Below are 12,480 nucleotides of genomic sequence, written 5' to 3'. Positions count from 1 at the left end.
TCATGTTAGGAGCAGATGGATTCAACTTGGCATTGATGATAGCAGACTCGGGTATCATCGACAGTGCAGTTAACGATCTCATGGCGCGCTCTCAAGTTATGATGATGGCTGAAAACCGAGGGGTAAAATCCTCCGTGAAAAGTCATCTGTTAAAATGGCGTGGCAATGTTAAGAAGCGTATTACTAAGGTATGTGAAACAGAGCGATTTCAACAAGAACTCGCCTTGTACCAAGAGGTGATTCACTGGAGTGAAGATGAGTTTTTTGATCGCATGGAAGACGTAATCAAAAAGCTCGAATGGCACTCTGCGTTTTACATGCAAGCACGCCGCATGATGGAGAAGAACAAAGGGGTCAATAACCCGATGTTCCCGCACTACTTTTGCGACCAGTGGTACCAGAGCTTGGCGGATGCCATCAAACAGGCTCAGATGAGTGAACTGGAAGCGAATAAAGAAAAAGTGCTCAATGATCTTTATCAGCGTATGGAAACCATGCGTAATATGGATAAAGTGACAGAATCCGGTGATGCGGAAAGTGTTGGTCGATTATGGGATATGGCGTCTGCCAAGCTGAGTAAGACTGACCTTACGGTAATGAAGCGTCATGCCGAGTTTTTGAAAAAGCATAAAGGTTTACAAGAGATCGCTGAGCAACTTGGTCGCATGGCAGGGCAGGTGAATGATCCTGATCTGAATCGCGCTCCGACTGAAGAGTTGCAAATGGTTGAGGAAAAAAGTGACGAAGCGACCGATGATATTGTTGGTATTCACGAAAGTGACGATTTAAATAAACTCCTCCCTAATGAAACCATGTTTTTGGCCTATCCAGAGCTTGAGGTGGTGTTCTATAAACACCTCGTCGACAAGCGTTTAATGAACTATCGAACTCAGGGCAAATCCCGTACGCTACGAAAAGTGAAAGCGCATCGCCCTGATAACAAAGCGGTTGATATCGAAAAAGGTCCGTTTATTGTCTGTGTAGACGCTTCCGGGTCGATGAGTGGTTTTCCAGAACAATGTGCCAAGGCAATGGCGTACGCGCTAATGCAAATTGCATTGGCAGAGCAACGTGACTGCTATGTCATCATATTTTCTACCGAGCACATTACTTACGAACTCACTAAGCAGGATGGATTGCGTGAAGCGGCTGATTTCCTGACCTATAGCTTTCATGGCGGCACCGATTTGGAACCGACATTGATCAAGTCGATCGATCTAATGAGTGGTGATAAGTACAAAAACGCCGATATGGTCGTGATTTCCGACTTTATTGCGCCAAAACAGCAGGATGAGCTACTAGAAAAAGTGAATGCGCTTAAAGCGAAGAAAAACCGTTTCCATGCAATTAGTTTGTCTAAGTATGGGAACCCGGCGTTAATGTCGATGTTTGATCATGTGTGGTCTTATCATCCTAATGTTGTCGGTCGCCTGCTCAAAAGAGTAAGTAGCAATTAGGTTTGATCGAATCTTCACCTAACTGATTTAAAAGGAAGCAAACAAACAGGAAATAATAGATTTATGTTTGACTATCTTTTCTGAATCCGTAAAGTAGCAACCAACGTAACGGGGGAGACCTCTTAACGCGTTAATGTGACGGCGCCTTGGCAGAGTGGCTATGCAGCGGATTGCAAATCCGTGGACCTCGGTTCGACTCCGGGAGGCGCCTCCATAACATATTATTCAGATGTGGCTCCATACTTTTGAAAAATTAGTATTAGCGATATCTCGATGCTCAAAGCATCAACAATAAGCCAGCGAAAGCTGGTTTTTTTGTATCTGCCGTTTAGGTGGTACGATTATTGTGACTCTACTTTCAGCACCTGAAACGTAATCCGCCTACAATACGCTCTTCTAAAGGATTGAATGAAGCAGCATGAGAAACACCGACGATTACATCATCTTTTATCACTTGGTCGAACAAGGCTCGTTCAGTGGTGCGGCCAAGCAAATGGAATTGACCAAATCTGTGGTCAGTAAACGCATTGCTAAGCTCGAGCAAGATCTCGGTGTTCAGCTGCTTTATCGCACAACACGCACAATAACCCTGAGTGAAGCGGGTCAGTATTTCTTTGAGCACGCGAAAGCCATATATCAGGCTGTTGCTACAGCGGAAGAATCGATTGTTGGGTTAGGTAAGGATTTATCCGGCAACATCAAAATTACCGTTCCTACCATTTCTGGTGAATTGATTCTGCCTGGCGTCATTGCTGAATTTAATAACAAATACCCTGACATTAAGATCGATATGGAGCTCGATAATCGTTTCGTCGATATTGTCAATGAGCGTTTTGATCTGGCGATAAGAACGGGCGTGTTACCAGACTCTAGTCTGATAGCCAGAAAGCTTGTCGATGCGAATTGGATAGTGTGCGCCTCACCACAATACCTTGCCAGACACGGTATCCCGAAGCAGCCAACTGAGTTAGAAAAACACAACTGTCTGGTTTATTCCTACCAAGAAACCGGCGCACGGGAATGGGCTTTCAAAGAGGGTGAAGACGTTTATCAAGTGACGGTAGATGGCAATCTGTGTATTAATAACTCGTCGGTTCTGAGAAATGTCGCTCTTTTAGGGCAAGGCTTAATCTACGTTCCCCGCGTTTTGGTTTATGACGATTTAAAGCAAGGCCGGTTAATCCAACTGTTCAAAGAGGAGACGGCAAAGTGTCTCGGTATTTACGCCGTATATCCTTATACAAGGCAGCAGCCAGAAAAGGTTAAAATCTTTATTGACCACTTATACGCCAGCTTTCAAAGCCAGAGCCACCGCTTTTGATTTCTCTATTTTGGAACATAAACGCAACATTCCCAGCGAGTTAAATGGTGTGTTTATGTTCCATTTACATAATCTAAATTTCTTTCCTATTTAGCAAGTTACGTGACTCAGCCAAATTATTCACGAATCTGATAACTTGATACTGCGCACACATGTTAACGATTGGTTTTGTTATTGTTTCTTTTGGGAAACAATCTGTTTCTTTCGTTAAATTTTACGTTAGCAATGCTTAACCTATTGAAAATTATAGACTTAGTCGTAATTGTTTGTCATCAGGCTTTGACAGTTCCTATTACACCGATAGACGCAGCAAAATGGACTGCTTATAGTGAGCCAAACTCAATCAACCCAGCTTGAGCGAGTGAAGCAAAATAACTAGAGATACGGATATGAAACAAAAGCAGCTGATAGAAGAATTTAAAACGATCGTCGGTGAAGAAAACGTCCTGACCGATCAAGTTAAAACAAAGTATTACCGTTCCGGTTTTCGCTCTGGTAGCGGTACAGCGCTTGCCGTCGTGTTTCCTAACACATTATTAGAACAGTGGAACATCATCAAACAGTGTGTCGAGGTTAACTGCATCATCATCATGCAAGCAGCTAAGACTGGTCTTACTGAGGGTTCTGCCCCAAGTGGTAATGATTACGACCGAGATGTCGTCGTTATCAATATTACAAAAATTAAGAAGATTCACTTACTCGATGGGGGCAAGCAGGCGGTTTGTCTGCCAGGTGCTAGCTTACATTCACTAGAAAAATCGCTTAAAGCCGTTAACCGTGCACCGCACTCCATTATTGGTTCCTCTTCGTTAGGTGCGACTGTGGTGGGCGGTATTGCCAATAACTCTGGTGGTGCGTTAGTTAAGCGCGGCCCGGCATACACTGAATTAGCCATTTATGCTCAGGTAGATAAGCAGGGTAATCTAAACCTTGTGAACCATCTTGGCATTGAAGGACTGGGTGACACACCGGAAGAGATCCTGACAAACTTGCAGGAAGGTAACTTCGATCCTGCCAAGATCATTCATGATGATCGTATGGCTTCGGATAAAGAGTACGATGAGCGTGTTCGTGATGTTAGCTCTGATATTCCATCTCGTTTTAACGCCGATGAACGCCGACTATTCGAAGCCAGTGGTTGCGCAGGTAAACTTGGTGTGTTTGCGGTTCGTGTCGACAGTTACCCAGTGCCTGACAAAGAACAGGTCTTTTACCTTGGCACCAATGATCCAGCAAAATTGACGAAGCTAAGAAAAGATATATTATCGACGTTCGAAAACCTGCCAGAAATGGGCGAATACCTACATCGCGATATCTTCAACATGGCAGAAAAGTACGGCAAGGATGTTTTTCTTTCCATCGACAAATTGGGTACGGACAGATTACCTAAAATGTTCGCTCTAAAAGCGAAAGTAGAAAACTTTTTAGAGCGTGTACCTTTTGTTAGTAAATATCTGCCAGATTCAATTTTGTATTACGCAAGTAAGCTGTTCCCGCAACACTTACCTGAACGCATGCTGGATTATCGTGATAAGTACGAACATCACTTGATACTGAAAATGAGCGATGGCGGTATAGCAGAAGCTCAAAAGTATCTGAAAGAAGTATGGGCTGTTGAAAGCGATTGTGATTTCTTCGAATGCACACCAGACGAAGGTAAAAAGGCGTTCTTACACCGTTTCGCGGCGGCAGGTGCTGCGATTCGTTATGAGACGATTCATCGTAAAGATGTGGAAGATATTGTCGCGTTAGATATTGCGCTGCGTCGTAATGATGAGGAATGGCTGGAAACTTTGCCAGAAGAGGTTAGTGAGAACTTGGTTCAGTCGCTCTACTATGGTCACTTTATGTGTTATGTCTTCCATCAGGATTACGTGTTCAAAAAGGGCACAGATACCAAGCTGATGAAGAAGCTAATGCTAGAACACCTAAATAGTCGTGGTGCGAAATACCCAGCTGAGCACAACGTGGGGCATTTGTATGAAGCTGAAAACTCGTTGCAGACGTTTTATCATCAGTTAGATCCTACCAACACGTTCAACCCAGGTATTGGTAAGATGGATAAATACAAGCGCAACTGTAACTGCTGCGCCTAATCCATTACGCGTTTAAGCGAGCACATATAAAAACTTAAGCCCTTCCACGTGTTATCGTAGAGGGGCTTTTTGTTTGGGACGCTTAGGAAATAAGTATGGTTGCGTTAAATAGCCCGTACAGCAGCTGCGGCGATTATGCCAGCCGCGATAGCTGGTAGTGGTTTTTTGACGATGAACATCACTACGGCAGTAGAAAGCAGTGCCATGCGTGCGCCGATGTCACCTTCAACGGCAAGTGGTGCCAATAGCGCAACTAATACTGAGCCTGACATGGCAGTGATAAAGCGTTGCACGCGCTCACTGATAGGAATAAATGACATCACAAATACGCCACCCCAGCGAGTAGCCAGTGTTACAAGACCCATGGCGAAGATGATAACAAGCGTACCGCCAAAACTCGTTTCTATACTCATGCTTTTTCCTCCTTCCAACATGCCCCAAGTATTCCTCCCGCGACAGCGCCAACCACCACGTGGCTGTTTTCAGGTAGGTACCAGTAAGCCAGTAATGAAGAGCCTGCAGCAACTCCCCAAATGGCAAATATACGCAAGTTTTTAGGTCCAACGACAACCATAGACAGTAAGAAGCAGCCCATCACCATATCCAGACCAAGGCTTACCGGATCTTTTATTGCGCCACCGAAATATATGCCCATCCACGTACCGACAATCCAGAAGCCCCATAGCGCTAGACCACCTCCTACCAGCAAGCCCAGTCCGGGTTCTTTTTTAGCAAATGCATTCATTGCCATTGCCCAGTTCGCGTCTGACGCAACCAACATGACACCGTAACGTTTGGCTGGCGGCAACTGGCGCAACCAAGGGTAAAGTGTTGCTCCCATGAGCAGGTGACGTGCGTTGATAGCGAATACGGTGATCAGTACTGGAATCAGTGGGACTTCGGCTCCCCACATTTCCAGCGTCGCAAATTGAGAAGCGCCCGCAAATACGAGTCCACTCATCAGTAATGTGGGGAAAGCGTCTAAGCCAGTTTGTACTGCCGCCACACCGAACGCGAGACCGAATATGACCACGAACATGGAAAGGGGCAGTAGTTGTGTAAACCCGCTCCATACATCTAAACGGGTAAACTCGTGCAGTCCTTTAGAAGGAGGATAGAGTTGTTGTTGATTTTCTGTCATAGAGATACCTAGCTAACCGGAATAGGGAGTATTCCAAATAAGGTTGTTGTTATATTTTTGTAAACAGTATCTCTATCATCTATTACGTGTGTTTTCAAATACAACTAAGAAATAATGGCGAACAGATAAATGTTGAAACACCGGAAGGATAGGAGATGAATGATTGTCGATAACAACAACCAACCAGTGCGAAAAGCGATGAAACAGTACAGTACTGTGACTTATTCGGTGTTTCAATGCGGCTTGTTTAAAGCATAATGATGTAAACAACGAGTAATCTAGTGAGCAATTCATGTTCGTATTGAACGCCAATTATACTCTCTGGCTTGCTTTTTAATCATTCAAATCAAAAAGATAAAATTTATTGTTGACCAGATAATTTAATCGGTTAAAGTACGCCTCGTTCTCACGGCAAAGCCCTGAAGAGCCATGCGACACTAGCTCAGTTGGTAGAGCGCAACCTTGCCAAGGTTGAGGTCACGCTTTTTTATTTATGAGTAAGGGAACCTCGTGTGTCGCTCCAAATTAAAAGGATAACGCAGAAGCGTTATCAAAGATGGTGTTTATCGTACTAAACGGCATCGCAAAGAATTGCGTGCCCTGGTGGTGGAATTGGTAGACACAAGGGATTTAAAATCCCTCGGCGTTCGCGCTGTGCCGGTTCAAGTCCGGCCCGGGGCACCATCTAATACCTTTTAAAAAATAATTCAAAAAGGCGCCTTGGCAGAGTGGCTATGCAGCGGATTGCAAATCCGTGGACCTCGGTTCGATTCCGGGAGGCGCCTCCATTATTTCAAAAGCCAGTCTTAGGACTGGCTTTTTTCGTTTTCTGACGATCTAATACCAACTGCATTTCTATCGTTCCGTTCTTTAGGGTTCTTGCATTCCCATCTTAATATCGGCGGGACTTATGTTTGGTCGCTGTAAAAAACATGCACTTATTTTCAATATAAAGCACGCAAATTTTAATAAAAGCATATGGTTAATCAATGTGTTGTTTGATATTTATTAGGTTAATGCGTAACCTTTATCTGAACAAAATTTAGAGGAATGTAAGAATGGAATCTTTTGCTGATGTATTGGTGGTTGCTATTGTGTTCGGTTCTTTGTTTGGCGGCGGGATAGTGAAACTTGTCTTGAACCATAAAAAGGAATTACGAGCTTTGGAGGTGTCTGAGCGCAATGCCATGAGCCAAGAAGATCAAGACAGTCTCAAAAAGCAAGTGATTGAATTAAAACGACGCGTTGAAGTATTGGAAAAAATCGTCACTGACAGTAAGTATCAACTGGATAAAGAAATCGCATCTTTGTAATCCAAATATTGTCTAAAAGCCGATTGAGTTCGGCTATTTCATGCCGTGGCTAATACCTTTCTAATAGTTGCCTCCCAGTATCAAAAACATCTGTTTCTTTCTCATCCCTAAAATGAATGCATTCTTAATGCGATCCAAACGTTTTCCACTATGACATTGCCGGAATGTGCAGCCTTCTTAATATCCAGAGTGACGGATAGTTTTGAGCCATAGAAAAACGTGTTTTTAGTTGAATAGCTATAGGTTTCGTCGATTAACTTATTGATTGTTATTGATGATATGCTCAATTTATTTTTACAATTTGTTACATGTCAGGCTTTTTTCTTTGTTTGTTATGTTATAACATCCATTCGAATTGAATGATGTTATAACATAACAATACAGGGAATAATGTAGTGAATAAGAAGTTGGTCTCTTTGGCGGTTGGTAGTTTGTTTATCTCCCCGGTTTTTGCCGATACGCTTTCGAATCCTCAGATTGGCGTGATACTGGATGGATACTATCAAGACGGTGAGCGCAACAATTCTGAGCGAGAAGAAGGTTTTGGCCTCGGGCATACTGAGCTAAACTTGTCGGCAAATATTGATGACAAGTTTTATGGTGCATTAACGGTGGTTCTTGAAAGTCATAGTGATGAAACTGAACTGTTACTAGAAGAAGCATTCATTGAAACTTTGGCCCTGCCATACGGCTTGAATGTACGTGCTGGTCGATTCCTGTCTGATTTCGGTTACCTAAACAACCAACACATGCATAGTGACAGCTTCGTAGAGCGACCAATTGCTTACCGCACTTTCTTGGGTTCGCATTACTACGATGACGGCATACGTACCAACATCGTGTTGCCAACCGATCTATATGTAAAACTTGCTGTAGAAGCACTGAGTGGCGACAAGATGTCTTCAGTTGAAGATGGTTCAGAAGTGGGCGTATATACCACGACGTTAAAGCTGGGTAATGACTTTTCTGAATCATCAAGCTGGCAGTTTGGCTTGAGCTATTTACGCAATGAAAACGGCAAAGTAAAAGAGTTCGAAGACTATGATCACGGCGCTGAAGAAGAACACGATCACGATCATAGCCATGGCGCAGTCGTAACCGGTTCTAATCTCTACGGTGCTGACCTTGTGTGGAAATGGGCTCCGGATGGTAACTACAAGTACCGCAACTTTACTCTAGCGGCTGAATATATGTTGCTGGACGGAATAGTCGACAGTAAATATAAAGATGATGCTGAATCTCCAGATGACCTAAGTGCTTATTACATATCGGGTGTTTACCGCTTCAACCCAAACTGGTCGGCGGGTGTGCGTTACGGAGAAGCTGAAAGTTATGATGGTCATGCCCATGGGGATCACATGCACTTCACGGCACTTGAAGACAAAGAATTCGACGCAATGATAGCTTGGGATTCTTCTCATTTCGGTACTGTCCGTGCCCAATACTCTCGGGTTGAGAATCAAAACAGCGAAACAGACAATGTATTCACTGTGCAATACGTCATGACATTCGGAGCGCACGGTGCTCATGCGTTCTAAGCTGATTTTTACTAAGCATTGTTTAGCAATGATGGCGGCGGGTGCTGCTGTCATTGCTTCACCCGCTATGGCACTGAATATTTTTGTTTGCGAGCCTGAGTGGAAAGCGTTCCTGGAAAGTCATGCGCCAGATGCGATGATATATTCCGCGACCACAGCGAAACAAGACCCGCATTACGTACAAGCGAGACCATCTTTGATTGCTAAGATGCGTCAAGCGGATATAGCAATGTGTTCAGGGGCTGAATTGGAAGTGGGCTGGCTACCAATGTTGCAAACTCGCAGCAGTAACGTTGCAGTACAAAATGGTGCGCCGAGCATGATTTATGCGTCCGATTTCGTTGGTATGTTAGACACTCATGATCATGTCGACCGCAGCATGGGTGATATACACGCACACGGAAATCCGCATGTGCAATTTGCGGCTAATTATATGATCCCACTATCACATGCGGTAACAGAGCGCTTGAAAATCGTTGATCCAGACAACGCTCATAGTTACCAGTTCAACGGCATTAAATTCCGCGCGCTTTGGCGTAAAAAACTCAATGAGTGGAATGAAAAAGCTGCACCTTTGCAAGGTAAGCGAGTTGTGGGGTATCACGAAACTTATCGTTATTTGTACGAGTGGTTAGGAATACAGCAAATCGCAGACCTTGAGCCTAAACCAGGCATTTCACCTACCACATCACATCTACAATCTATAACCAAGTTGGATGCGGGTACCTTCGATGCGATTGTTTACTCGCCTCATCAAGATCAACGTCCAGTCGATTGGCTACAGCAACATACGGGTAAGCCTGTTATTGAACTGCCGTTTACGGTGACTGATGGACAGAGCCTTGACGTAATGTATGACCAAGTGGTTGACAATTTGCTTGATGTCTTAGATACCGCTGTTCCTGAGAAGTTCTAACAAATGGCGGATTATGAGTGGCTACTGCCCGTTGTTTTATGTGGCTTGATTGCTTTGGTTGGTAACGTGGTACTTGGCCAGCACGTGCTCAAAAGGCAGATCATTTTCATCGACTTGGCTGTGGCACAAGTGGCCGCATTAGGTGCGGCCTTAAGTCACTATTGGTTAAGCCAATACACGTTATTCTCTGATTCGTTTTTTGGAGAAATGGTTGGGCCTTGGGTGATGTCCTTGTTGCTATGTGGCTTGATTGCTTTGATGGAAAAACGTTACCGAGAGCAATTAGAACCAATGATTGGTAGCTTGTTCGTGGTGTCGGCATCACTTGCCATTTTACTGGTGAGTAAAGACCCGCATGGTGCTGACTTTATTAAAGGCATCCTGAACGGACAGTTACTTTGGTCAACATGGAATGATGTTTGGCCATTAGCGCTGATAACTGCTGCTATGTTAATTTTGGTCTGGCTTAAACCTGAATTCATGCTGGGCGGTGGTTTTTATCCTATTTTTGCCCTCTTAATGCCGATCACGGTGAAGCTGACCGGGATTTACTTGGAGTTTGCCTTATTGGTGATTCCAGCTCTGTGCGCCGCTTCATTGAAGGGAATTCGATTTTTCGTTGCCAGTATCAGCATTGGAATCGTAGGGATTTTAGCGGGGGTTGTCGTGTCCGCTTATTACGATTTACCAAGCGGTGCGAGTATTGTGATTACCTTATTTATCGCAGGTATTTTGTTCAATCTATTTCTTCAGCCCCTAATGACAGGCACTAAAGCAGGTCGTCTTCCTTCGACAACCGCTTAAAAATAAGATGTTGGATAGTAATCTCTGCCCGAGTTTGTTGGTTGTACGTATTGCTACCTTTCATCAAAAAAGTCTTTATTGCGAATATACTTGCTCATCAAGTGATAAGAGAACGGGCGTAATAACCAACTGATCAACGAACGCCCTAAGCGGATCATCGTCGGAGTGTTCTCATAAATCCTACCATTATATAACCACAGCATTTTACCGACGTGCCAGTAGAGAAAGGGTACAGGTGGCATGAAAGTCACTATGTCGATATCACAACAGATACGATAGGTTTTATGTCCTAATTGATACCGTTTTTTAAATGTCCAATCACCAATAGCCGGTTGGCCAAATGTGACAACACGCTTAATGCTTTTCGGGTACTTGCTCTCTATATAATCGGCAAAGACGCTACCAATAGCGCCGCCAGAAGAGTGCCCGGTAATGGTAATGCGTTTACCTTGTAAAATAAGAGGGACGATGGTGTCTTCAAGGCGTTCGATGACACTTAAGCCTAAGTTGTCCTCATTTCTGCTTGGCATACTTTCCTGGAAGAGTAAGTGGTAAAAGCCAGCGTGAATACGATAGTTAAGACCTAATCGACGACAACTTCTGGTCCACATTGCAAAGTTTAGTAACCAATCAGAAAGGCTATGAGAACCTTTAATGACCACAACGACCTCTTCTCGTTCTTTACTCCAGAGGACACGAATCATAATTTTGCCGTGTTCGTTTTTAATGACTCTCTGACCGTTGGGATCGAATCCGTAACGAGTTTGCTTAAAGACGCGAGGATACGCCAGATTACATAACACGGCGTAACGTTCGTATTGGTATCGTTTTAATGGTTTCACGTTATCTTACTTAGTCTTGCCCAAGACAACACTTTAGAGCGAGATTATGAAGAATACGTGAAAAAGCCATGTCTATAGATAGAGACTCAAACTCCGCAGGACGTTAGATTGGTTAAACGCGATAAAGATCCAAAGCGGATGATTCCTTAATGAATTGATTGAACTGCTGTATATGACTCACGAGGGCCTGACGAGATTGATTATGTTGGCTTTTTATTTCTTTAATCAGCGCTTTCAATGCTTTTCGATCTGCTTTGTGTTTGGTCGAAGTCTTTCGCAGATGAGAGAAAAAAGTGATTTGTGTGGAGGTATCGTTAAATTCTCCGAGCTTATCTTGCAGCAACTTGAGGTGTTTAACATTATCTTTGTGCTGATCTTTCGAATAGAGCGCAGAAAAGCATTCAAGAAGATAGCGTAGCGATTTGCATTTAATTCTCAATGCGTGAATATCGTTGTCCTCACTCGTGTCAGAAATCTTGTTGATTGACTTACTCACTTGGCGAAACTGGGTCACAATCTTATTGTTTGCAAAACTTAGTGGATTAACGGGCTCGGATTGATGTTCGCTTTGTAGAGCACGGTGGAGGCTATTTTCAATCAAAATTGACGTGCTAAGGTATGGTCTGCTTTTCAACCAATCAGCCACGTGCTGATGCTCTTTGATCTGGTGGTCCTCTATCGTGGAAAAAATACGTTCTAACGATGCCTTATGGTCAGGGAGCATGGATAAATAACGTGCTTTATCCATGACGAATACATCCAGATCGCGCAGCAAATTGGTTTTTTTCATCACCAATTTCAAGTTTGGTTTGAGGAGCTTTCGTTCAAATGAAGGTAAGAGTTCTTTTAACAAAAGGCTTAGTGAGCGCATGCGTCTCAAAGTGACACGGTATTGATGGTTAAACTCGGGATCTCGACCAAGGATGACCTCTTTTTCTAAGGATCTTGCATAGACAAACTCGCTGATAAGAAAATTAGGAAGGATAAAGTTAATGTCAGAATCAAAATACAACGGCAAACGAGACGGTGGCTTTTTAGACATAGTCAGAAAC

Annotated in this window: 11 protein-coding genes and 4 tRNA genes; 11 read left to right on the top strand and 4 right to left on the bottom strand. The window is 43.7% G+C overall.

What is annotated here, in order from left to right; genetic code table 11:
* Nucleotides 1-2 precede the first annotated feature (2 nt).
* The 4 genes from viaA (at nt 3) to dld (ending at nt 4,874) form a co-directional block, all read left to right on the top strand.
* On the top strand, nt 3-1,457 hold the full coding sequence (gene viaA, locus L3V31_RS17020) for an ATPase RavA stimulator ViaA (RefSeq protein WP_237317680.1): 1,455 nt from the start codon (nt 3-5) through the stop codon (nt 1,455-1,457).
* A 140-nt stretch (nt 1,458-1,597) separates the two neighbouring features.
* Nucleotides 1,598-1,671: transfer RNA gene (locus L3V31_RS17015), tRNA-Cys, on the top strand.
* A 204-nt stretch (nt 1,672-1,875) separates the two neighbouring features.
* Nucleotides 1,876-2,778: a LysR family transcriptional regulator gene (locus tag L3V31_RS17010; protein ID WP_237317678.1), complete on the top strand. Its 903-nt coding sequence runs from the start codon at nt 1,876-1,878 to the stop codon at nt 2,776-2,778.
* Between the two features lie 389 nt (nt 2,779-3,167).
* Nucleotides 3,168-4,874, top strand: a complete 1,707-nt coding sequence (gene dld, locus L3V31_RS17005; protein ID WP_237317676.1) for a D-lactate dehydrogenase — start codon at nt 3,168-3,170, stop codon at nt 4,872-4,874.
* A 104-nt stretch (nt 4,875-4,978) separates the two neighbouring features.
* Here dld and L3V31_RS17000 read toward each other — a convergent pair whose 3' ends face one another.
* Nucleotides 4,979-5,287: an AzlD domain-containing protein gene (locus L3V31_RS17000; protein ID WP_237317674.1), complete on the bottom strand. Its 309-nt coding sequence runs from the start codon at nt 5,285-5,287 to the stop codon at nt 4,979-4,981.
* Nucleotides 5,284-6,015 (bottom strand): AzlC family ABC transporter permease, encoded by a 732-nt coding sequence (locus L3V31_RS16995; protein ID WP_237317672.1) that lies wholly within the window; start codon nt 6,013-6,015, stop codon nt 5,284-5,286. The genes L3V31_RS17000 and L3V31_RS16995 overlap by 4 nt, the downstream gene beginning before the upstream one ends.
* A 431-nt stretch (nt 6,016-6,446) precedes the next feature.
* Here L3V31_RS16995 and L3V31_RS16990 point away from each other — a divergent pair.
* The 7 genes from L3V31_RS16990 to L3V31_RS16960 all read left to right on the top strand — a co-directional run bounded on the left by L3V31_RS16990 (nt 6,447) and on the right by L3V31_RS16960 (nt 10,586).
* Nucleotides 6,447-6,538 (top strand) — tRNA-Gly (locus L3V31_RS16990).
* 74 nt (nt 6,539-6,612) lie between these two features.
* Nucleotides 6,613-6,699, top strand: a tRNA-Leu gene (locus L3V31_RS16985).
* Between the two features lie 30 nt (nt 6,700-6,729).
* Nucleotides 6,730-6,803, top strand: a tRNA-Cys gene (locus L3V31_RS16980).
* A gap of 270 nt (nt 6,804-7,073) precedes the next feature.
* Nucleotides 7,074-7,328, top strand: coding sequence for a nitrite reductase (locus L3V31_RS16975; RefSeq protein WP_237317670.1), 255 nt, complete (start codon nt 7,074-7,076; stop codon nt 7,326-7,328).
* Between the two features lie 395 nt (nt 7,329-7,723).
* On the top strand, nt 7,724-8,866 hold the full coding sequence (locus L3V31_RS16970) for a hypothetical protein (protein WP_237317668.1): 1,143 nt from the start codon (nt 7,724-7,726) through the stop codon (nt 8,864-8,866).
* Nucleotides 8,856-9,782 carry a zinc ABC transporter substrate-binding protein gene (locus L3V31_RS16965; RefSeq protein ID WP_237317666.1) on the top strand — a complete coding sequence of 309 codons (927 nt, stop codon included), beginning with the start codon at nt 8,856-8,858 and terminating at the stop codon, nt 9,780-9,782. The genes L3V31_RS16970 and L3V31_RS16965 overlap by 11 nt, the downstream gene beginning before the upstream one ends.
* Before the next feature lie 3 nt (nt 9,783-9,785).
* Nucleotides 9,786-10,586, top strand: coding sequence for a metal ABC transporter permease (locus tag L3V31_RS16960; RefSeq protein ID WP_237317664.1), 801 nt, complete (start codon nt 9,786-9,788; stop codon nt 10,584-10,586).
* Between the two features lie 53 nt (nt 10,587-10,639).
* Here the strand turns inward: L3V31_RS16960 and L3V31_RS16955 are convergent, their stop codons facing one another.
* Together L3V31_RS16955 and L3V31_RS16950 are read right to left on the bottom strand one after the other, a co-directional pair.
* Complete coding sequence (locus tag L3V31_RS16955) at nt 10,640-11,428, bottom strand: lipase (RefSeq protein ID WP_237317662.1); 789 nt, start codon at nt 11,426-11,428, stop codon at nt 10,640-10,642.
* A 112-nt stretch (nt 11,429-11,540) separates the two neighbouring features.
* A complete protein-coding gene (locus L3V31_RS16950; protein WP_237317660.1) occupies nt 11,541-12,470 on the bottom strand; it encodes a CHAD domain-containing protein in 930 nt (309 codons plus the stop codon).
* Between the last annotated feature and the right edge of the window lie 10 nt (nt 12,471-12,480).

It is taken from the genome of Vibrio sp. J1-1 (genome assembly GCF_021728395.1).
In the GTDB taxonomy this organism is placed as follows: Bacteria; Pseudomonadota; Gammaproteobacteria; order Enterobacterales; family Vibrionaceae; genus Vibrio.
Note: the sequence above shows the minus strand (reverse complement) of the source record. Positions and strands in the feature narration are given on the sequence as shown.

What these genes read in the sequence shown, in the direction of transcription:
- L3V31_RS16995 (WP_237317672.1), bottom strand. Translation starts at nt 6,015, where the DNA reads ATGACAGAAAATCAACAACAACTCTATCCTCCTTCTAAAGGACTGCAC.
- L3V31_RS16960 (WP_237317664.1), top strand. Translation starts at nt 9,786, where the DNA reads ATGGCGGATTATGAGTGGCTACTGCCCGTTGTTTTATGTGGCTTGATT.
- L3V31_RS16975 (WP_237317670.1), top strand. Translation starts at nt 7,074, where the DNA reads ATGGAATCTTTTGCTGATGTATTGGTGGTTGCTATTGTGTTCGGTTCT.
- dld (WP_237317676.1), top strand. Translation starts at nt 3,168, where the DNA reads ATGAAACAAAAGCAGCTGATAGAAGAATTTAAAACGATCGTCGGTGAA.
- L3V31_RS17000 (WP_237317674.1), bottom strand. Translation starts at nt 5,287, where the DNA reads ATGAGTATAGAAACGAGTTTTGGCGGTACGCTTGTTATCATCTTCGCC.
- L3V31_RS17010 (WP_237317678.1), top strand. Translation starts at nt 1,876, where the DNA reads ATGAGAAACACCGACGATTACATCATCTTTTATCACTTGGTCGAACAA.
- L3V31_RS16965 (WP_237317666.1), top strand. Translation starts at nt 8,856, where the DNA reads ATGCGTTCTAAGCTGATTTTTACTAAGCATTGTTTAGCAATGATGGCG.
- viaA (WP_237317680.1), top strand. Translation starts at nt 3, where the DNA reads ATGTTAGGAGCAGATGGATTCAACTTGGCATTGATGATAGCAGACTCG.
- L3V31_RS16950 (WP_237317660.1), bottom strand. Translation starts at nt 12,470, where the DNA reads ATGTCTAAAAAGCCACCGTCTCGTTTGCCGTTGTATTTTGATTCTGAC.